The organism is Amycolatopsis sp. Hca4, from assembly GCF_013364075.1.
Classification (GTDB): Bacteria; Actinomycetota; Actinomycetes; order Mycobacteriales; family Pseudonocardiaceae; genus Amycolatopsis.
Map to the genome: position 1 here is coordinate 40,231 of NZ_CP054925.1, position 20,020 is coordinate 60,250.

A 20,020-nucleotide genomic window follows, 5' to 3' on the forward strand; every position below is an offset into this window, starting at 1 on the left:
GCCTGCCATGAACCAGCCCCTCCCGGGGAAGCCCACCGCCGCCCGGCCGGACTCCGCCGAGCTGTCCTGGAGCGAGCTCGCGGACGCCCTCTGGCTGGCCGCCCACGTCCAGCTGCCGGTCCCCCCGGGCGCCGAGCCTGCGCCGGACGCCGGTCGCGACGCCGCTCGGCCACCCGGAGAACCCGCCCCCGGCCGGCCGCCGTCACCGCCCTCGCCGCTGCCCGAGAGCGCGCCCGATGCTGCTGCGCACGAGTCCGTCGCGCAGCCGCGGCCGGAGGCGGCCACCGGCGACGGTGTCCGGCGAGGGGGGCCCGCACTTTCGGGCAAGCTCACGATCGCCCGGGCGCTGCGGGGCCTGGCCAGAGCGGACGAGTCGCACGGCGAGCGGGTTCTGGACGCAGAGGGCACCGCGATCGGCGCGGCGGAGACCGGGCTCTGGCTGCCCATGCTGACGCCGGTACCCGAACCGCAGCTCGAGTTGGTGGTGCTCGCGGACGAAAGCGCCTCGATGGCGTTCTGGACGCGCACGGTGCACGATTTCCGGATCCTGCTGGAACGGCAAGGGGTCTTCCGCAACGTCCGGACCGTCCTGCTGAACTCCGACGACCTCGCCCAGCCGGGCTACCGCACCGTGGCGGGGACGGGGTGGCACCGGTTCGCCGAGCTGCGGGATCCCGGGGGCCGCCGGCTCTTCCTCGTGGTCACCGACGGGGTCGGTCCGGCCTGGCGGGACGGGGCGATCCGGGGCGAGCTGGGCGAGCTCGCCCGCTCCGGCCCACTGGCCGTCGTCAACGTGCTGCCCCACCGGTTGTGGGCGCGAACGCACCTGGACACCCATCCCTTGGTCCTGCGGGCCCCGGCGCCCGCCGCGCCCAACCACCGGCTGAACTACACCGCCCGCAGCCGGTTCGCTCCCGTCGCCGAGGGACTGCCGGTGCCGGTGCTCGAACTCGACGGCCGCTGGCTCGTCCGCTGGGGGAAGCTGACCGGCGCCGTCGAGCCGGTGCGGCTCCCGGCTCTGTTGCTCGGGGCGGGGGAAGAGCAGCCCGATGGCTGGGAGGAGCCGGCGTTCGAACCCGAGCTGTCCGCGCGCGAACGCGTGCTCAGGTTTCGGGCCGCGGTTTCGCCGCACGCCTTCCAGCTGGCCAGCCTGTTCGCGGCGGCGCCGCTCAACTTCGACGTGATGGTGCTGATCCAGCGCACCCTGCTGCCGGAGTCGGAGTACCCGGCGTTGCTGGAAGTCGTGCTGGGCGGCCTGCTCACCCGGGTGAGCGACGGTGCCGCGGGAGAGCCGCACGCCGTCGAGTTCGACTTCGCACCGGGCGTGCGCGGCGAACTGCTGGCTGCCGGGGAACGGCGGGCGACCGCGCGGGTGGTGCGGATCGTGTCCGACCACCTCGGGCCCCACGTGCCCGTCATGCGCGCCGCGCGGGCGATGCTCGGGGATCCCGCGTCGGTCCCGCTCCCGGACGGCGACCCCGCCGACAGGCCGCACACCGAGGTCGTGCGGGCGGTCATGGACGCGCTCGGTGGTCCGTATCTCCGGTATTCCCAGCGCAAGGCACGAATCCACAGGCGCGGCGGGCCGGCCGACGGGGCGTCCGCGATGAGGTCGGCCGAGGCCGATCCGGTGCCGGGCGGGCCGCCGGTGGTCTTCGAGGGTGTACCGGCCCGGGACGGCGTATTCACCGGTCGCGAGCGCGCCTTGTCGGCCCTGGCCGACGGTTTGGAGGACACACCGTCGACCGTCGTCGTGGTGGGCGAGGCGGGCACCGGCAAGAGCGCGCTCGCGGCCGAGTACGTGCACCGGCGCCGCGCGGACTACGACCTCGTGTGGTGGATCCAGGCCGGCGACGCGGCGGAGGTCGTGGCGTCGTTCGCCGCGCTCGGCCGCCGGCTGGGCGTGGCCGGCGACGGTGACGGCGTGCGGGACGCGATGACGGCGGCGAAAACGGCGCTGCGCAACCGGCCGCGCACCTTGCTCGTCTTCGACGCGGCCGGGCCGCCGGACCTGATCCGTCCGCTGATCCCGGCCCACGGCCACAGCATCGTCACCGCACAGGATCCGGGGTGGGCCGCGGAACCCGGCGCTGTCGAGTGCGCCGGATTCACCCGCGAGGAACGTCGTGCCTTCGTCGCGCGCGTGCGGCCCGGTCTTCCCGACCTGTTCGGTGACCGGCCGGCGGTGCTGCACCACGTGGTGACCTTCCTCGCCGGATCCGGGACGAACGTGTCTGCGTACACCGCCCGGCCGTCCGAGGGCGGTACCGATGGCGACGGGCGCCCGACGGCACCGGAAATCTGGGAGGTGGCCTTCGGCCACCTGCGCCGGCACGAGCAGGACGCCTTCCGGCTCGCCGAGGCATGTGCGTTCTTCGCCGACGGCTTCGTCCCATCGGCGATAGTCCAAGCAGCACAGGAAGTTCTGGGAATGCCCGACAGTGCCGCCGCGTCCCGGGCGCTGGTCCGGCTCGGGTTCGCCCGGATGGCCGGAGACACCGGTCCGGTCGAATTCCTGCCCTTGGTGCAAGCGGCATTGCGTGAGTGGCGGGGAAACCCGGCACGGACCGCGGCCCGGCGGCTGCTGACCGCGGCTTGGCGTACCTCGCCGGAACAGCGTCCCGCGGCCGCGAATCTCGTCCGCCACCTCCGTGCGTGCGACGCCGTCGACAGCGGTGACGGCCAGACGCGAGAGCTGGTCCTCGACGTCGCGGCGGCGCTGGCCACTTCGGGTGATCCGGTGAGCGCGGCGGAACTGGCCCGGGAAGCCGGGCAGCGCTGGAGCGCCCGGTGGGGAGCCGACCACCGGGACACGCTGGCGGCCGCTCTGGTCCTGGCGACCAGCCGGCACGCAGCCGGCGAGCACGAAGCCGCGCTGGCGCTCGACACCGACGTTGCCGATCGGGCCGGCCGCTTGTGGGGTGCGGACGACCCGATGACATTGGCGGCGCTCCGGAACAGGGCATCGGACTTGGCGGCGCTCGGCCGGCACGCGGAGGCTGCAGGCCTGCACGAGGCGGTGGTGACGGCTCACGACCGGCTGTTCGGCGCCGACCATCCCCGATCGCGGTCGGCGCGAAGGCAGGAGCGCGCCGGGTTCGGGGACGGCCGCGAGATCGGTCGCCGGTAGCCGAACGGACGCGGCGCCGTGACCGCTCTCTCGCCGAAGTCGGGTTTGCGCGGGGCGCTCATGCGGGTACCGGAAGGGCAGCCGAGCCGGATGGGGGTCTGCCGATGACGAACGAGCTGCCGGACGTGGTCGGCGGGCGGTACCGCCTCGGGACCCTGCTCGGCCGGGGTGCCACCGCCCAGGTCTTCCGGGCCGTCGACCTGGAGCTGGGGCGCGAGGTGGCCGTCAAGGTCTACGACAGTCACGTCGTGGCCGTGGAACAGCTGCGCCGGGCGCGGGAGAAGACCCTGCTCGCCAGCGTCCAGCACCCCGGGGTCGTCGCCGTGTTCGACAGCGGCACCGCGGGGGAGCGGCCGTACCTGGTGATGCAGCTGGTCGACGGGGGAAACCTCGCCGAGCGGTTGTGCGCGGGGCCGTTCACGCTGGCGGAGGTCGAACAGCTGGCGGTCCGGCTGGCGGACGCGCTGGCCCACGTGCACGCCCGGCAGATCGTGCACCGCGACCTGAAGCCGGCGAACGTCCTGCTCGGGCCGGGTGGCCCGCTGATCACCGACTTCGGCATCGCGCACGCACTCGACTCGACCCGGATCACCGGCACCGGGCTGGTCACCGGCACGGCCGCGTACCTGGCGCCGGAGCAGATCCTGGGTGAGCTCGCCGGGCCGGCCGCCGACATCTACGCGCTCGGCCTGATCCTGCTGGAGTGCCTGACCGCGCAGCTCGAGTTCCCCGGCACCCTCGCGGAGTCGGCGGCGGCCCGGCTGCACCGCGCACCCCGCATCCCCGACGGCACCCCGGAACCGCTCGCCACCCTGCTGACCCGGATGACCGCCCGCGAGCCCGGGGACCGGCCGGGTGCGGCGGAAATCCCGCGGTTGCTGGCCGAACCGCCTGCCGTCGTTCCGGCACCGCGGCGGCGGCGCGCGCTGGCCGCCGCCGGCGGCCTGGCGACCGTGACCGCGGCGGCCGTGCTCACGGGGGTGCTGACCCAGCCGGCCGACTCGCAGACCGCGCCCGCGCCGTTGCCCGCGGCCGCGCCGCCCAGCAGCTCTGTCGTGGTTCCATCGCCGGTCACCCTGCCGACGGCCTCGGCGGTCGTGGTGGCTTCGTCGCCGGCCGCGAAGCCGGTGGCGGTAGGTGTGGTCGACGCCGAACGCCCGAAGGCGGGCCGGGGAAAGTCCGGCCCGGACGCGGCGCTGCCGGGCGATGGCCCGGCGAAGCCGCCGCGGCCGAAGGGCGGGAAGGGCGAGGGCCCGGGGAAACGCTGACCGCGGCTGTGGGTGTGGTCGTTGCCGGGCGGTCCGGTCCGGACGCGGCGCTGCCCGGCGAAGTCGCCGCGTCCGAGAGGCGAAGGCCCGGGGAAGCCCTGACCGCGGCTGTGGGTGTGGTCGATGCCGGGCGCTCGAAGCGGGTCGCGGGAGATCCGGCCCGGCCGCGAAGCCGCCGCGCCCGAAGGGCGGGAAGGTCGAGGGCCGGGAAGCCCCTGACCGCGGGCGTGGTCGGAACCGGGCGCCCGAAGGCCGGTCCGGACGCGGCGCCGCTCGGCGAAGCCGCCGCGCCCGAAAGCCGGGAAAGCCAAGCCGAGCGCCGGAACCCCTGACCGCGCCGGGCTCACGTCACCTTGATGACGACCTTGCCCGCGGTGTGGCCGTTCTCGACCGTGGCCAGAGCGGCCGGCGCGTCGGCGAGCGGGTGGATCGCGGTGATCACGGGCGCGAGCACCCCGTCGAGCGCCAGCCGTGCGGACCGCTCCAGGTTCTCGCGGTCCAAGCGGCGCTCGACGAACCGGCCGCCGAGCTCGGCGACCGACGCGTCACCCACCGCGATGACGTTCCGCGCCGTACGGGCGAGCGGGGCGACCGTCCGCAGCGACGGGCCGCCGACCAGGTCGACGATCCCGTCGAAACCGTCCGGGGCCAGCTCGCGGGCCGCGGCGGTGACGTCCCCGGCGGCGTAGTCGACGAACCGCACCCCGATGGCCTCGGCGGGCTCGCGCTTGGCCGCGCTGCCCGTGCCGACCACGTCCAGCCCGCGGGCGACCGCCAGCCGGGCGACGGCGTGGCCGACTCCGCCGCCGACGCCGTTGACCAGGATCGCCGCCCCGGCCGGGAGGGCGAGCTGGTCGAGCGCGTCCACCGCGGTCGTGCCGGCGATAGGCAGCGTCGCCGCCACCGTCGCGGACAGCCCGGCCGGGATGCGCGCGGTGTTCGCCGCCGACAGCACCGTCGTCTCGGCGTACGTGCCGCCCCCGGTGAGCGCAAAGCCGAAAACCGCGTCGCCCACCTCGAACCCGTCGACGTCCGGGCCCAGTGCGAGCACGGTGCCCGCCGCCTCCATGCCCAGCACGCGGGGGAACGGCCGCCCGCCGTCGAGTCCGGGGACCACACCCGCGCGCAGGAGGTGGTCGAGCGGGTTCACGCCGGCGACGCCGACCCGGATCAGCACCTCACCGCGGCCCGGGACGGGATCGGGCCGATCGAAGAACTCCTGCACCTCCGGCCCGCCGTGCCTGCCGAAACCCCATGCCTGCCCCATGTCCTGCCGCCTTCCGGTTGACCGGCCCGGTGGTTCCGGGCCCGGTCGCCATCCTCGGAGCTGACACCGGTGTCAGGGGCAAGCGGCTGAGGTGCGGGTCACACGGTCAGGCCCCGGCGGGTCTCCAGCTCCGCCCGGTGGCGGCTGTTGATTTCGAGCAGTTTGTCGAGGGCGTCGCGGGTCTGCGTCAGGTGCGCGATGTCGGCGTCGATCCGGTCGCGCTCGCGCAGCATCGCCGCGAACGTCTCTTCGGCGATCACGAGGTCGCCGGGGACGTCCACGCACGGCAGGACGGTCGCGATCACCCGGCTGGACAGGCCCGCGTCGAACAGCCGCCGGATGAGCAGGACCCGCTCGGCGTCGGCCTCGGCGTAGTGCCGCTGGCCCGCCTCGGACCGCGAACTGGTCAGCAACCCCTGCTCTTCGTAGTACCGCAGCGAGCGCGGGCTCACGCCCGTGCGCTGGGCCAGTTCACCGATCCGCACCCTGGAAAGCCTACGCCGCAAGCGATCAGGCGGTGTGCGGCGCTGCGCCGGTGAGGCACTGCTGGACCACCGGGCCGAACCGGGTCACCAGTTCGTCCACCGGCGCCGACGCGATCGGCTCGAGCCGGACGATGTAGCGCGCCACCGCGAGACCCAGGATCTGGACGTTGACCATGCCGGCCCGCAGCGCGGCGTCCGGCGTGCCGAGCAGGCCCGCGAGGCGGCCGGTGATCTCCCGGTCGATGAACTCGCGCAGCAGCGCCTGGGACCGGTCGTGCGTGGGGGCCGAGCGGGTGAGCAACACCAGCGGGGTGCGGTCGGACCGGTCGAGGCTCTCCACGAGCGTCCGGACGATCCGTTCGCCGATGCCGTCGACGTCACCGGTGAAGATCGCCTCGATCGCCGGGGGCACCTCGGCGGACATCTCCAGCGCCGCGCTGAACAGGCCCTGCTTGGTGCCGAAGAAGTAGAAGACCATGGCCGGGTCGACCTCGGCCCCGGCGGCGACCGCGCGCACGGTGGTGCCCCCGTAGCCGTGTTCGCGGAACAGCTCGCGGGCGGTGTCGAGGATCCGCTGCCGGCTCTGCGCGCCGGAGCGCCAGCGGCCGGGGCGAGCGTGTTCCGTCATGACCTCCGCAGTCTAGCCGACGGTTCTTCATCACTTGGTGGAGATTACCGCCGGGAGTCCGTAGGGTGTTCTTCATCGGTTGGTGAAGAAAGGTGTCCCGGATGCGCGTGCTCGTGATCGGCGCCGGAATCGGCGGCCTGACCCTGGCCCAGGGGCTGCGGCGGGAGGGGGTCGACGTCGTGGTGTACGAGCGGGACGGGCCCGACGGCCGGCCGCAGGGGATCAGCCTGCACCTCGACGACCGGGGCACGACGGCGCTGCGGGCGTGCCTGCCGCCGTCGCACGCGGAGATGGTGGCGGCGACCACGGGCGGGCCGCGCGAGCAGGCGCTCACGCTGTCCGAAGTGGACGGAGAACTGGCGGTGGCGGGCGCGCGGCCGCTGGACGGCCCGGCCCGTCCCGGCCGCCAGACGCACCGGCCGCTGCTGCGGGCGGTCCTGCTGACCGGGCTGGCGGACGTGGTGCGGTTCGGTGCGCGGTTCACCCGCTGCGAGCGGCAGCCCGGCGGGACGGTGAAGGTGTGGTTCGCCGACGGCCGCACGGACACCGCGGACGTGCTGGTCGGCGCGGACGGCATCGGCTCGGCGGTCCGCGGCGCGCGCCTGCCGGACGTGCGCGTGGTCGACACCGGCCGCCGCATGCTGATGGGGGCGACGCCGCTGCGGGTGGTGGCCGGGACGGGGCTGCCCGGCCTGATCGGCGACAGCGCCACCCGGGTCGAGTCGGGCGGCCGGACGATGGTGCTGGGCGTGCTGCGCTTCACCCGGCCGCCGTCGGTGGCGCGGCGGGAGTTGTTGCCTGCCATGGATTCCCGAGTCGCCGCCGAGGCCGAGGACTACGTGATGTGGGCCCTGCCGACCGAGCAGCACCGGCTCGCCTCGGCCGGATCGCCGGCCGGCTTGTGGCGGGCGGCAGGCGAACTGGCGGCCGGAATGCACCCCACGCTGAGGCTGATCGTGGCGTCGGGGTGGCCGGAGGTCACGGCCGGGCTGCGGATCGGGACGATCCCGGCGATGCCGGCCTGGCCACCGGGCCCGGTCACGCTCCTCGGGACGCGATCCACCTGGCGCCGGGCTTCGGAGGGAACCTGGCGATGCGGGACGCCCACCGCCTCCGCGACGCCCTGTTGACCGCACACCGAGGCGAGCAGGACTTGGCGACGGCGATCGGCGGCTACGAGGAGACGATGCGCGGGGACAGCTTCCCGCCTGCCGCCGATTCGGCGGCCGCCGGCTCGGTGCCTGCTGGCTCGGCGCCCGCCCGCCCGGCGTCCGCTGGCTCGGCGCCCGGCGTTTCCCCGGCCGCCGGCTCGCAGTCGGCCGGTTCGGGGCCCGCCGGCTCGGTGCCTGCCGCCTCTGCCGGGTTGATTCCTGCCACTTCGGCGGCCGCCGGCTCGGTGCCTGCCGTGGCGGTGCCTTCCGGTTCCTCCGGTTCCGCACCCGCCGCCGGCGGAGTCGGCGGCACCGAAGCCCGGACCGGTGCCGAATGAACCTGGCCGCGCTGATCGCGAAACCGTCCTCCCTCTTCGCCGCCATGGGTGGCTGGCACACCCTCGGCGAGGTCATCGCCTCCCGGGCCCTCTTCCTCATCGCCTACCTGCTGACCGGCCGGGTCCTCACCGCCGCGCTCGTCGCGGCCGGCGGGGTGGTGATCTCCGCGCTCGTCCGCGTCTTCGCCGACCGCCGCTACTGGCAGGCCGCCCTCAGCCTGGTCACCGTGGCCGTGTCGGCCGCACTCGCCGGCGGTACCGGGCACAGCGTCGACTTCTACCTCCCCGGCGTCGTCACCAATGTCGCCGGCGCCGCGGTGTTCGGCGGCTCCCTGCTCCTGCGGCGACCGCTCATCGGCGTCGTCCTCGCCCGGACCCACGGCGAAAGGGATCGAGCGCACGGACGGCGCTACGAACTGTGCACCGCGGTCTTCCTGGCCAAGTTCTGCTTCGCCACCGCTGTCCTCCTCCCGCTGTACCTGACCGGCCGCCTGGTCGCCCTCGGGATCGCCGAAACCCTCCTCACCCTCCCGGCGCTCGGCGTCTGCGGCTACCTGAGCTGGCGCATCCTCCGAACGCACGACCAGCCGGCCCGGTGCGTTTGACCACCCGGCCGCGCGGGTATCTCGCGGCGCAGGTCAACGGTCGAACGGCAGGACGAGGAGCAGGTTCGTGGTCGCACTCGGTGTCACCCTCGGCGCGGGCGGGATCGCCCTCAACGCCGGTGTCCTCTTCCTCCTCGGCGTGCTCTTCGTCGTCTGCGGCCTCGTCCTGCGGCTGCTCGCCGCCGGGCCCGGGGCGGCCTGAGCGCCCTACGCCTCGGGGTCCGCCCCCAGCGTGAACCACACCGTGGTGCCCTCGCCCGGTACCGAATCCAGCCACAGCCGGCCGCCGTGGCGGTCGACGATCCGGTCGACGATCGCCAGCCCGGCACCGTGGCCGCCGCCGTAGGCGTCCTTCGCGTGCAGGCGGCGGAACAGCTTGAGGACGTCGCCGTGGTGGATCTCCGGGATGCCGATCCCGTTGTCGCGCACGAAAACCGCCCGGTCGGTGTACCCGATCTCGGCGGTGCGCGGCTGCTCGGGCCGGGCGTACTTCGCCGCGTTGACGAGCAGGTTGATCAGGATCTCCTCGAGCCGCGCCGGGTCGGCGGAGACGATCGTGCCCGACGGCGGCAGGGTGAGCCGGACGTCGTTCTCCACCAGCCGGGCGCCGGCGATCTCCACGGCGCGGGCGGCCGCGTCACGCAGGTCGACCGGCTCCCGCCGCAGGTCGCCCTGGCCGAGCTGGGCGAAGTGCAGCAGCGAGTTGACCAGCTCGTCCATCCGGTTGGCGAGGCTCTCGACCGTCTCCAGCCGGCGCAGGGTGGTCGCGTCGAGGCCGTCGCCGGCGTCCTCACCGATGAACGCGACCGTGGCCGCGATCCCGCGCAGGGGTTCCTTCATCTCGTGCGCGGCCGCGTGGGCGAAGGTGTCGAGGTCCTGGTTGGCCCGCCGCAGCTGGGTGTTCAGCTCGGTGAGCCGCGCCGCCTGCCGCAGTGCGATGCTCGAGACGGCGCGGCCGAGGTCGGCCGCGACCGCTTCGTCCGCGGCCGTCCACGGCAGGCTGTGCCCGCGGACCACCGCCTGGTAGACGGCGGACGAGCCGCGCGGGGTGAGCCGCTCGCCGCGCGGTCCGACCCGGACGGGCACGGCGGGGTCGGTGGCCCAGGTCCGCGTCGCGCGCCGCTCCCGCCGCGTCCAGGCGATCAGGTCGCCGTCGCCGAGCGACAGCACCAGCACCCCGCTCAGCGTGTCCGCGTGCCCGGCGAGCGCGGGCGCGTGTTCGCCGAGGCATTCCGACGTCCAGATCTCGCCCGCGGGCAGCTCCGGCAGCTCCGGCCACAGCGCGTCGAGCGCGGCCGCGGAGACGTCGCCGTGGACAGCCTCGGCGGCGCCGCCGAGGCGGACCACCACGGCGTCGGACGGCACCAGCGCGGCCAGCAGCTCCGCGTGCTCCGGCAGGGAACGCAGCGGATCGGGCTCGAGCGTGCCGATCAGCTGCGCGAGAGTAGTCCGGGCCTGCTGGCGGGCGCGGGCGGTTTCCGCCTCCTGGAGCGCCGCCAGCTGCAGGGAAAGCGTCACGCCGAAGAACTCGCACGCCGCACGGATCTCGGGGTCGAGCCGGCGCGGGGTCAGGCCGTGGCAGGCGATCAGCCCCCACAGCGTCCCTTCGTGCAGCAGCGACACCGACATCGACGAAGCCACGCCGATGTTGCGCAGGTACTCCAGGTGGAACGAGGACACGGTGCGCAGCGTCGAGTCGGACAGGTCCAGCGGGACGCTGCCGCCGGGCAGGGCCGGCGGGTGCAGCGCGGCGGTGTCGTCGTCGACGTCGTTGATCACCCGGATCCAGTTGCGCTCGTAGAGCCGGCGCGCCTGGGGCGGGATGTCGCTGGCCGGGAACCACAGCCCGGTCCACGGCTCCAGACCGTCCACGATGGACTCGGCGATCACCTCGCCTGGGCCCGAGCGGCCTTCGAAACGGTAGGCGACGACGCGGTCGTACCCGGTGAGCGCGCGGATTTCGGCGACCGCGGCGGCGCAGACGTCGACGACGGAGCGCTCGTGCTGCAGCCGGGTCAGCGCGGCGCGCACCGACGGGTAGAACTGCGAGAACCGGAACGGCCGCGGCGCGGTCGCGGGCTCCAGCTCGAGGACGAGGCGCCCGTCGGCCCGGTAGACGGTGACGTCGAACTCCGGCCCGCCGGCCGGGACGGGCAGCGGGAGCAGGCCGCGGTCGCCGGTCGGGGCGGCAAGGGTCTGCTCGACCGCCGCGACGCCGTCGGCGCCGAGCAAGCCGGCGAGCGGGGTGCCGAGCAGCTCGCCGGGCGCCCGGCCGAGCAGCCGGGTGGTGGTGGAGCTGGCGACTTCGATGCGCCCGTCGTCGCCGGCGGCCAGCAGGGCCCGTAGGACTGGATGCCGCCGAGCCGGTGGATCGGCTCGTTCACGCACACCGAAAGGTCGAACGCCGTTTCGGCCGCCCGCTCGCGTTCGGCCGGTTCGAACGCCGCCGTGTCGCCCATTACGTCCCTTTCCGGTCGTGGCGCGCGGCCACGACCGAGGCCGAACCTTACAGTGGGCTTCGCCGCAGACGCGGTACCTCTGACGAGCGGAGCCACTGACGTGTCCAGCACCCCCGAGGACTCGTGGACGGCGCGGCTGCACGCGCTGTGGCGTGCCGCGTTCGAGGCGGTGAACACGAAGGGGCTGTCGGACGAGCTGTACTCGGGCCTGCTCACCCTGCCGTCGGCGTGCGCCGTGCTGGGGGCCCGGCTGGCGGCCGACGGAACGGCACCGGTGGTCCGCTGGGCCGACCACGCCGGCCTGCGCACCCAGCCGCCCGGCCTGGCCGCCGAAGCACTGACATGGGTCGCCGGGCACCCGGCGGGGGACAAGGCCGCGATCGCGCAGGTCCCGCTGGCCGAGGTGGCCGCGATCGCGCCCGCACTGGCCACCCGGCTGGCCGCGGCCGGGGCCACCGGGTTCCTGGTGGTGGAGTTCGCGGTCGCGGCGGGGGAGCGGGGCCTGCTCGGGCTGGGGACGTCCGCGGCGTTGCCCGCCGACCCGGCCGTGCTCACCGCGATGGACCAGGTGCTGGACGTGATCGTGGCGACCGACCACCACGCCAGCCAGCTGCGCGAGCTGGACGACCGCCAGGCCCAGGACGCGATCCTCGCCGAGGCCTCGCTGCAGATGAGCGCGTCGCTCGACATCGACGACACCCTGCGTGCGGTGGTGCGGATGGTGGTGCCCGGCCTCGCCGACGGCGCTGTCCTGCACGTCCACCGGGACGGCCGGATGGTGCCGATCGCGGTGGCCCACGTCGACGCCCACCGCGAACAGGCGCTGGCCGACGCGGTGCGGGCCGGGTGCTGGGCGGGCCAGGAGGTGGTGCGCGGCACGGACCCGGCGTCCTGGGACGAGCGGCCGCGCGCCTCGGAGCTGCCCGCGGAGATCCGGCTGCCGCTGCTGACCATCAGCGCGCTGCGGGCGCACGGGCGGGACGTCGGCCTGCTGAGCTTCTTCCACGGCGCGGGTTCGCGGCGCCGCCCCGACCGCAGCTTCCTGAGCAACCTGGCGGGGCGGGCGGCGCTGGCGATCGACAACGCCACGCTCTACGACCGCCGCCGCCGGGACGTGCTGTCCCTGCAGCAGCACCTGCTGCCCGCGGTGCTGCCGGCCGTGCCGGGGCTGGAACTGGCCGCGAAGTACAACGTCGCCGACCACAGCCTGGAGGTCGGCGGCGACTTCTACGGCGTGGTGCCGCGGCCCGACGGCACCGTCACCGCCTTGATCGGGGACGTCTGCGGCCGCGGCGCGCCGGCCGCCGCGCTGACCGGCCTCGCCCGGCACACCCTGGAGACGGCGCTGGAGGAGGGCGGTTCGGCCGAGCACGCGCTGGTCGGGCTGAACACGAAGCTGTTGCGCCACGGCGTTTCCCGCTTCCTCACCCTGGCGACGGCGACCTTCGAGCCGGTGAAGCCGGACGGTGTCGAGCTCACCCTGCTCGCCGCCGGGCACCCGCCGCCCATGGTCCTGCGCCGCGACGGGACGGTCGACGAGCCGGATTGCGCGGGGCGGCTGGTCGGGGTGCTGCCGGAGCTGCGGCTGCGGCCGGCCGCGGCCCGGCTCACCCCCGGCGACACGCTGGTGCTCTACACCGACGGGCTCACCGAGGCCCGTGACGACGACGGCAAGTTCTTCGAGACCGATCTCGCCCCGACCCTGGCCGGGTTGTCGGGCCTGGCGCTGCCGGACCTGCTGGAGGCACTGGTCGCCGGCGGCGGCCGGTACCGGGTCGGGGACGACGCCGCGGTGCTGGCGATCCGGCACACCGGAGCGGTCGCGTGAGGCCGGACGAGCGGCTCGTCCTGGTGGTCGAGGACAGCGCCGAAGACCAGGAGGCGATCCGGCGCGCGCTGGCCCGCACCCACCCCGAGCTGGACCTGCAGTTCGCCGCTGACGGCGACACCGCGATCGCCCGCCTGGCCGACCCCTCCGCCGCCCGGCCGTCCCTGGTGCTGCTGGACCTGAACCTCCCGGGCCGGGACGGCCACCAGGTGCTCGCCGACCTGCGCGCGAACCCGGACCTGGCCGAGGTGACGATCATCGTGTTCACCTCGTCCACGACCCCGGCGGAGATCGACCGCTGCTACCGGCTCGGCGCGGACAGCTACGTGTTCAAGCCGGTGAACTTCCACCTCTTCCGCACGGTGCTGCAGGGCGCGATCGACTACTGGCAGGCCTCGAAGTCAGGATGAGGAGCGTGACCGCGCTCCCGCACCTCCGGCCGTACCACCCGGACGACCGCCCGGCCCTGTTCGACGTGTGCGTCCGCACCGGGCACGAAGGCGGCGACGCCCGTGGGGTGTACCCCGACCCCGACCTGCTGCCGGCCGTCTTCCTGGCGCCGTACCTGGAACTGGAACCCGAGCTGGCGTCCGTCCTCGACGACGGCGGCGGCACGGCCGTGGGCTACCTGGTCGGCACGGCCGACACCGCCGCCTTCGCCGCCCGCTTCCGCACCGGGTACCTGCCCGGTGTCGCCGCCCGGTTCCCCGCACCGGACGGGGAGCCCGCGACCCCGGCCGAGCAGCTGCGGGCCGTCCTGCACACGCCCGAGGCGATGGTCCGCCCGGAACTGGCGGGGCACCCGGCCCACCTGCACATCGACATCCTGCCGTCCCACCAGCGCGGCGGCCACGGGCGCGCGCTCATCGAGACCTCCCTGGCCGTGCTGGCCGGGCGCGGGGTGCCGGGGGTGCACCTGGCGGTGGCGAAGGCGAACGGCCCGGCGCAGAAGTTCTACGACCGGCTGGGGTTCCGGGACCTCGGCGTCGCCGACCCGGCCGTCACCTACCTGGGGCGCGCCATCCCCCGGGGAGCCTGAACCCTTCCGGTTCCGGCCGGGACCCCGGAGGTGGCCGCGCTTCAGCCCTCGCGTCCGCCGGGCAGGTGCTCCCGGAGGAAGCCGGGCAGCCGGTCCGCCGTTTCGGCCATCCGGCGGAGCTCGACGCCGTGCTGCTCGACGGCGGCCAGCAGGCCGGAACCGACGAGCCGGGTCCGGCTCGGCAGCTCTCCCGCCCCGGCCGTGGCCTGGTCGAACGCCGCGTGGTAGCCCGAGATCACGGCGCCGAGCACCACTTCTTCGGGCGGCCACGGGAACTCGATCCAGTCCCGCGGCCACAGCGGGAACGGCCAGACGAGCTGGGTGATCGTGCACTGGCCGGCCACCCGGCCGAGCACGTCCAGTGCGGTCTGGCCCAGCACGGTGAACGAGGCGCCCTTGACCATGTGCACCGCGGGTGGACCGCGAGCTGCCACCAGAACCAGCAGCGCATGGCGGCTCGTTTGGCCGACGGCGTCAGCCACGCCGCGAGGTTCGCGTAGTAGTCGCCGATCGCGTCGCGCTCGGCGCTGCCCGGGGCGAATCCGGCCAGGTTGATGTTGAAGTAGTGGTGCCAGGTGGAGTCGGCGACGATGCGCCCGACCGAGGCCAGGGCACCGTCGTAGGCGCTGACCAGGTCGTAGGTCGCGGGGAACCGCTTGTCGGTGCCGCGGGCGACGACCTCCGGCACGGGCTGGCCCCACGGCCCGGACGGCCAGTCCGCGGCCGGGTAGGCGGCCGGGAAGGCCAGTGCCCCCTCGTGCATGTGGTCGGGGAACACCTCGATCGGGCCGGTGCGGCCGCAGAAGAGCGGGTGCGGGCGGTACCGGCGCAGCCACCAGGGCCACGACCAGCCGAGCGGGTACTTCGTCAGCAGCAGCCGCTGCGGGAACTGGTCGTCCTGCAGCGTCAGGTCGTCGAGGACGTGCACTCCGTCCGGCACCTGGGTGTTGTGCGTGTGGTGCGGATCCGTCGTGACGTCGCTGCTGGGCAGGCCTTCCCAGACACGCAGCTGCCCGGCGCGGGGCACCCGGTGGCCGAGGGCGCGGCCGAGGTTCACCAGCGGGTCCAGTGCACCGTCGACGGCGTCGAACGGCCGCGGGTTGGAATGGTCCCCGGTGATCAGCACGCCGCCTTCGCGCTCGTCCATCCACGTGCGCAGCGCGGCGACCTCGTCATCGGTGAGCTCGTTCTCCGGTGCCGCCTGCTGGTTGCACTGCAAAACACCGAAGAACCACACCTGGTCGTATTTCGCCAACAACTCCGGCGTCAGTTTTTGCCGGGCGTGCCCTCCGTCGTGGCGGTTCAGCAGGTCGATCCGGAAATCGGCGTGGAAACCGCTGCGCTGGTGCAGCAGGTCGCGCATCGCGTCGACGCCGAAGCTGGAGGCCGGGTTGAAGGCGACGGACGTGTCGTCGGTGTAGAACAGGATGTCCACCTGCGGTTTCGGGCAGAAGAAAGGAAACCACGGGTGGCGCTTGTCGGGGATGAAGATCTCGCCGTGGTAGGCGTCTTTCGGGCTGGGCATGGGGTACCTCCCGGTCGCTGCGGCTGTCGTGGACTGGGAGGGTGCCGGTCCGGCGCGGCGGATACATCGATTTTCCGTGACCGTTTCGTGACCGCGGACGTGAATCTCGGTGCTCTTGTAGCACTCTGTGCGGGACGAACGACTTCGCTGCTGCAGGAGGAGGCCGCCAATCATGGTCAAATACCGCATGCTCGCCCGATCGGACGTATCCGCGTACCCCGAAACGCCGATACCGGATTGGCCGCAGTCACTGTTGGACCAGTACGAAGCCAAAATACTTCGGCCGGGAGAGGTTGTCCTCGGCAATCTTCCCTTCGTGCGTTCGACCGTCTACCGCACCCGCTTCCTGCTGATTCCGGAAGACGTCATTTCCGACGATGATTCCTTCGGATCGATCCGGGACGCGCTCGGCGAGATCGACATCGACGTCGAACCGCCCGCGCCGCTGACCGAGGTCGTGGCCGACGGCCCGTTGCGCGAACACCTGGGCGGGCTGCCGCGTCCCGTCCGGCTCGCCGGGCGGCCCGGCCGTCCGGCGGCCGACGCCTGGGTCGCGCTGCAGTACCTCAGATCGAGGTTCGCGGCGAACGGAGGGGAGGAGGGGCAGCAGCCCACGCTCGCCGACCGGATTTCCCTCGAGCACCTGCTGTGCGGCACGCTGCTCGGCTGGGGCGGCGCTCCCACCTACGATCCGCACGGCCTGACCGACACCGCGGCCGCCAACTACGCGCCGCCGCCGGTCCGCGCCCCGGTCGAGCTCGCCGGTGAGCCGCCGTGGCGCGACCCGGCCTGGGACGCGAACCGCCGACGGCCGGTGGTCGCCGTCGTCGACACCGGCGTGCGGGACCACCCGTGGTTCGGCGACCTGAGCACCGCGGCGACTCCCGGCCACCGCGGGTTCCTCCGGCTGTTCCAGCCGAGCGAGGTCGCCATCGCGGCGCAGGAGCAGAAGGTCGCCGGGCTGCCGCGGTCCCTCGTGCTGGAAGACTCGCTCGACGCGCCGACCACCACCAACCCGCTGACCGACGTCGTCAACCCGGCGACCGGCCACGGCACGTTCATCGCCGGGGTGATCCACCAGCACGCCCCCGAAGCCGACGTGCTCATGGTGCGGGTGCTGCACCCGGACAACGTCGGCCTCGAAGGCGACGCGCTGCTCGCCCTCTGGTTGCTGCTGGCGCGGATCCGCGACGCCCGCACCAAGAACCACCGCGACTGGGTCGACATCCTGTCCCTGTCGATGGGGTTCTACGACGAAGACCCCGGCGACGGCAAGCGGTCGCGGCTGGCCGAGATCATCAGGGCGCTCGTCGCCGAAGGCGTCGTGGTCGTCGCCTCGGCCGGGAACGACTCCACCGAACGCCCGTTCCTGCCCGCCGCGCTGGGCGTGCTCGACCCCCCGCCTGCTCCCGGGCAGCCCGTGCTCGGCGTCGGTGCGCTGAACCCGAACGGGACCACGGCCTGGTTCAGCAACGGCGGGCCGTCCGCGACCTGCTACGCCCCGGGGGCGCGGATCGTCAGCGCGTTCCCGCCCGACGTCAACGGGTCCGCCCGGCCGGGCCGGTACGTGCCTGCCAAGGGTCGCGAGCAGGCGGACCTCGACGACTTCAGCTCGGGTTTCGCGGTGTGGGACGGCACGTCGTTCGCCGCGCCGTACATCGCCGCCGAACTCGCGAACCTGATGCTCGACATCGGCACGGACGCCGTCGCCACCCGTGAGGACACCACCGCGCGCGCGGCCCAGGCTGTCACCCGGTTGCGGAAGAACGCGGAGCGCCGATGACCGGATCGCCGCGGCCGTCGGCCACCAGCGTCCGGGTCGGGCAGCTGCTCGAAGCCGCCCGGGCGGGGGATCGGGGCAGCCTGGCGGAGATCGTCCGCGAGCTGACCCCGTTGCTCTGGCACGTCGCGCGGGCCCAGGGCCTGGACACCGAGGCCAGCAGCGACGTCGTGCAGAGCACCTGGCTGGCTCTGCTGCGGTCCCTGTCCGACATCCAGAACCCCGCGGCGCTCACCGGCTGGCTCGTGCAGGTGACCAAACGGGAAGCGTGGCGGGTCGCCAGGGCCCGGCGCGCCGAACGTCCGGTGGACACCGCGGTGTTCGGCGACGCACCCGACCCGGCGCCGGATCCCGAGCAGGAAGCCGTCACCGCGGACGGCAACCGTCGCTTGTGGACCCTGCTGCGGCGGCTGCCCGCGCGGTGCCAGGCGCTGCTGCGCATCGTGGCGTTCGTCCCCCGCCCCGACTACGCCGAGATCAGCGCCCAGCTCGGCATGGCCAGGGGGACGATCGGGCCGACCCGCGGGCGGTGCCTCGCCCGGTTGCGGGCCCTGCTGGAGACCGAGGGGAGGACGCCGTGACCGGCCCCGATCCCCGCGGGCCGCTGGAGGAACGCGACCACGCCGTGCTCGACGAGGTCCGCCGGTTCTGGGAGCTCGCCGACCCGCCGCCACCGGGCCTGGCCGAGCTCGCGGTGTTCGCGATCCAGCTGGCCGGACCGGACACCGACATCCTGCGAGCCGGTGACCGGCAGCTGCTCGCCGGGGCCCGCGGCGACGAGCGGAGCCGGTCGATCACCTTCGACGGCGTCCGGCTCACGGCCGTCGTCACCCTCACCCCGGCCACGGACGGCAGCGTGCGGCTGGACGGCTGGATCAGCCCGCCCTCGGCGTTGCCGATCGAACTGCGCACCGCCGGCGGCACGCTGTCGACCACCGCGGACGAGCGGGGGCGGTTCACCTTCGAACGGGTCGGCCGCGGCGTCGTCCAGCTGCTCGTCCACGACAACGGCACGACGATGACCCCCTCGATGGAGGTGTAGCGCGCACCCATGACCCGACCACGGCCGACCGTCGACGCCCGGGCGGAAAACCTGCACCGCCGCGGGCTCGCCGCGATCGGCAGCGGGCACCCGGGCAACGGCGCCCGGCTCCTGCGCACCGCGCTGCGCCTGCTCGGGCAGCCGGACGGTCCGGCCGAGCAGGCGCAGATCTCGAAGAACCCGTTCCTGGCCCGGATCCTGATCAGCCTCGCCGCCGCGGAGGTGCAGCTGGGGCACGGCGAGGCCGGGTTCTCCCTGCTGGACCGCGCCGAGGTGCTCGCCGCACCCGCCGACCTCGGGATCGTCCTGCAGCAGCGCGGGCTGATGCTGATGCTCGTCGGCCGGCTCGACGAAGCGTTGCGGTGCATGAACGACGCCCAGCCGCTCATCGAGGCCGCCGGCGACCCGGCCCGGATCGCCCGGAGCCTGCTCAACCGCGCCATGCTGCACGACCTCGCCGGGCGCATCCGGGCGGCGCTGGCCGACCTCGACGCCTGCGAACACATCGCGCTGACCGATGACCTGCAGCTCCTGCTGGCGAAGGCGCGCCTCAACCGCGGGCACTGCCACACGCTCACCGGGGACATCCCGGCCGCGCTGCACGCCTTCGACACCGCCAAGGCCGGGTTCGCCCGGCACGCCCCCGGCCTGCTGCCCGTGCTGGCCGTGGACAAGGCGCGGGCCCTGCTCGCCGCCGGCTTGGTCGACGACGCCGCCGCCGAGCTGGACACCGCGCTGGAGCTGCTGGCCGCGGGCCACAGCACCCACGAGCGCGCCGAAGCGGAACTGACCCGCGCCCAGGCCGCGATCGCCCAGGGCGACTCGCCGTCCGCCCGCACCTGGGCCCGGCGGGCCGAACGCCGCTTCCGGCGGCGCGGCAACGAGACCTGGGCCGCCGTTTCGGCACTGACCGTCCAGCTGGCCGGTTTCCGGGACGGCAGGCACTCTTCCGCGCTGGTCGCCGAGGTGACCGGGCTGGCGACGCGGCTGGACGACCTCGGGCTGCACTCCGACGCCCGGCTCGCGCGACTGCTGGCCGCGCGAGCCTGCGTCGCCGCCGGACGGCCGGCCGAGGCGCGCGAACACCTGGCGCGCCGGACGGGCGGCCGGGGCAGCATCGAACTCACCCTGTCCCGGCACCTCGCCGTCGCGGAGCTGTGCCACGCGGAAGGCGATCCCGGCGGGGTCTTCCGCCACGCCCGTGCCGGGCTCGCCGCGCTCGACGAACACCGGAGCCGGTTCGGCAGCCTCGATCTGCGCACGGGGTCGGCAACGCTGGGCGTCGAGCTCGCCCGGCTGGCCACGGCCACCGCCCTCGCGTCCGCCCGGCCCGCGCGGGTGTTCGCCTGGGCGGAACGTTCCCGCGCACAGGCGTTCCGGCTGCACCCGGTCCGTCCTCCCTCCGACGAGGTGACCCTCGACCTCGTCGCGGAGCTGCGGAGGCGGGCGCTGACCGCGCGGGCAGCGGAGCTGGG

Annotated in this window: 18 protein-coding genes; 11 read left to right on the plus strand and 7 right to left on the minus strand. The window is 74.3% G+C overall.

Translation table 11 applies throughout. The features are described from left to right. The first annotated feature begins 7 nt into the window (after positions 1-7). Positions 8-3,130: a tetratricopeptide repeat protein gene (locus HUT10_RS00220; RefSeq protein ID WP_176169320.1), complete on the plus strand. Its 3,123-nt coding sequence runs from the start codon at positions 8-10 to the stop codon at positions 3,128-3,130. Positions 3,131-3,234: 104 nt separating this feature from the next. Continuing rightward, positions 3,235-4,398, plus strand: coding sequence for a serine/threonine-protein kinase (locus tag HUT10_RS00225; RefSeq protein WP_176169321.1), 1,164 nt, complete (start codon positions 3,235-3,237; stop codon positions 4,396-4,398). 343 nt (positions 4,399-4,741) lie between these two features. Here the strand turns inward: HUT10_RS00225 and HUT10_RS00230 are convergent, their stop codons facing one another. The 3 genes from HUT10_RS00230 to HUT10_RS00240 all read right to left on the minus strand — a co-directional run bounded on the left by HUT10_RS00230 (position 4,742) and on the right by HUT10_RS00240 (position 6,778). Then, positions 4,742-5,665, minus strand: coding sequence for an NADP-dependent oxidoreductase (locus tag HUT10_RS00230; protein ID WP_176169322.1), 924 nt, complete (start codon positions 5,663-5,665; stop codon positions 4,742-4,744). A 98-nt stretch (positions 5,666-5,763) separates the two neighbouring features. Further along, positions 5,764-6,150, minus strand: a complete 387-nt coding sequence (locus HUT10_RS00235; protein WP_176169323.1) for a MerR family transcriptional regulator — start codon at positions 6,148-6,150, stop codon at positions 5,764-5,766. Positions 6,151-6,175: 25 nt separating this feature from the next. After that, positions 6,176-6,778, minus strand: coding sequence for a TetR family transcriptional regulator (locus HUT10_RS00240; protein ID WP_176169324.1), 603 nt, complete (start codon positions 6,776-6,778; stop codon positions 6,176-6,178). Positions 6,779-6,879: 101 nt separating this feature from the next. On the opposite strand from HUT10_RS00240, the gene HUT10_RS00245 reads away from it, so the two are divergent. After that, entirely contained in the window at positions 6,880-7,908 is a 1,029-nt protein-coding gene (locus tag HUT10_RS00245) for an NAD(P)/FAD-dependent oxidoreductase (protein ID WP_217709527.1), read from the plus strand. Positions 7,909-7,951: 43 nt separating this feature from the next. Here HUT10_RS00245 and HUT10_RS49760 read toward each other — a convergent pair whose 3' ends face one another. Next, positions 7,952-8,242 carry a hypothetical protein gene (locus tag HUT10_RS49760; RefSeq protein ID WP_217709528.1) on the minus strand — a complete coding sequence of 97 codons (291 nt, stop codon included), beginning with the start codon at positions 8,240-8,242 and terminating at the stop codon, positions 7,952-7,954. Between the two features lie 21 nt (positions 8,243-8,263). Between HUT10_RS49760 and HUT10_RS00250 the strand changes: the two genes are divergently transcribed. Both HUT10_RS00250 and HUT10_RS51720 read left to right on the plus strand, forming a co-directional pair. Then, positions 8,264-8,872, plus strand: a complete 609-nt coding sequence (locus HUT10_RS00250; protein WP_176169325.1) for a DUF3159 domain-containing protein — start codon at positions 8,264-8,266, stop codon at positions 8,870-8,872. Positions 8,873-8,939: 67 nt separating this feature from the next. Continuing rightward, entirely contained in the window at positions 8,940-9,074 is a 135-nt protein-coding gene (locus tag HUT10_RS51720; RefSeq protein ID WP_303246932.1) for a hypothetical protein, read from the plus strand. 5 nt (positions 9,075-9,079) lie between these two features. On the opposite strand, the gene HUT10_RS00255 is transcribed toward HUT10_RS51720, so the two are convergent. Beyond that, positions 9,080-11,260, minus strand: coding sequence for an ATP-binding protein (locus HUT10_RS00255; RefSeq protein WP_254896585.1), 2,181 nt, complete (start codon positions 11,258-11,260; stop codon positions 9,080-9,082). 171 nt (positions 11,261-11,431) lie between these two features. Between HUT10_RS00255 and HUT10_RS00260 the strand changes: the two genes are divergently transcribed. From HUT10_RS00260 to HUT10_RS00270, 3 genes are read left to right on the plus strand one after another with little or no spacing between them, the layout of a single operon-like run. Then, positions 11,432-13,159, plus strand: coding sequence for a PP2C family protein-serine/threonine phosphatase (locus HUT10_RS00260; protein WP_254896586.1), 1,728 nt, complete (start codon positions 11,432-11,434; stop codon positions 13,157-13,159). Beyond that, positions 13,156-13,569: a response regulator gene (locus tag HUT10_RS00265; protein WP_176169327.1), complete on the plus strand. Its 414-nt coding sequence runs from the start codon at positions 13,156-13,158 to the stop codon at positions 13,567-13,569. The genes HUT10_RS00260 and HUT10_RS00265 overlap by 4 nt, the downstream gene beginning before the upstream one ends. Positions 13,570-13,574: 5 nt before the next feature. Further along, entirely contained in the window at positions 13,575-14,198 is a 624-nt protein-coding gene (locus HUT10_RS00270) for an N-acetyltransferase (protein ID WP_254896587.1), read from the plus strand. Between the two features lie 41 nt (positions 14,199-14,239). On the opposite strand, the gene HUT10_RS00275 is transcribed toward HUT10_RS00270, so the two are convergent. After that, complete coding sequence (locus tag HUT10_RS00275) at positions 14,240-14,449, minus strand: hypothetical protein (protein ID WP_176169329.1); 210 nt, start codon at positions 14,447-14,449, stop codon at positions 14,240-14,242. Then, positions 14,434-15,723, minus strand: a complete 1,290-nt coding sequence (locus HUT10_RS00280) for a hypothetical protein (protein ID WP_176169330.1) — start codon at positions 15,721-15,723, stop codon at positions 14,434-14,436. Before HUT10_RS00280 ends, HUT10_RS00275 begins: the two co-directional genes overlap by 16 nt. 316 nt (positions 15,724-16,039) lie before the next feature. Between HUT10_RS00280 and HUT10_RS00285 the strand changes: the two genes are divergently transcribed. The 3 genes from HUT10_RS00285 to HUT10_RS00295 are packed head-to-tail and all read left to right on the plus strand — an operon-like array spanning position 16,040 to position 18,545. After that, on the plus strand, positions 16,040-17,506 hold the full coding sequence (locus HUT10_RS00285) for a S8/S53 family peptidase (protein WP_176169331.1): 1,467 nt from the start codon (positions 16,040-16,042) through the stop codon (positions 17,504-17,506). Further along, the gene (locus HUT10_RS00290; RefSeq protein WP_176169332.1) at positions 17,503-18,084 is read left to right on the plus strand and encodes an RNA polymerase sigma factor; all 582 of its coding nucleotides are present in this window, start codon (positions 17,503-17,505) and stop codon (positions 18,082-18,084) included. The genes HUT10_RS00285 and HUT10_RS00290 overlap by 4 nt, the downstream gene beginning before the upstream one ends. Further along, positions 18,081-18,545: a hypothetical protein gene (locus HUT10_RS00295; RefSeq protein ID WP_254896588.1), complete on the plus strand. Its 465-nt coding sequence runs from the start codon at positions 18,081-18,083 to the stop codon at positions 18,543-18,545. The genes HUT10_RS00290 and HUT10_RS00295 overlap by 4 nt, the downstream gene beginning before the upstream one ends. Positions 18,546-20,020 lie beyond the last annotated feature (1,475 nt).

Coding starts and splice junctions, on each gene's coding strand:
- HUT10_RS00220 (WP_176169320.1), top strand. CDS start 8: ATGAACCAGCCCCTCCCGGGGAAGCCCACCGCCGCCCGGCCGGACTCC.
- HUT10_RS00225 (WP_176169321.1), top strand. CDS start 3,235: ATGACGAACGAGCTGCCGGACGTGGTCGGCGGGCGGTACCGCCTCGGG.
- HUT10_RS00230 (WP_176169322.1), bottom strand. CDS start 5,665: ATGGGGCAGGCATGGGGTTTCGGCAGGCACGGCGGGCCGGAGGTGCAG.
- HUT10_RS00240 (WP_176169324.1), bottom strand. CDS start 6,778: ATGACGGAACACGCTCGCCCCGGCCGCTGGCGCTCCGGCGCGCAGAGC.
- HUT10_RS00245 (WP_217709527.1), top strand. CDS start 6,880: ATGCGCGTGCTCGTGATCGGCGCCGGAATCGGCGGCCTGACCCTGGCC.
- HUT10_RS00250 (WP_176169325.1), top strand. CDS start 8,264: ATGAACCTGGCCGCGCTGATCGCGAAACCGTCCTCCCTCTTCGCCGCC.
- HUT10_RS00280 (WP_176169330.1), bottom strand. CDS start 15,723: ATGCCCAGCCCGAAAGACGCCTACCACGGCGAGATCTTCATCCCCGAC.
- HUT10_RS00290 (WP_176169332.1), top strand. CDS start 17,503: ATGACCGGATCGCCGCGGCCGTCGGCCACCAGCGTCCGGGTCGGGCAG.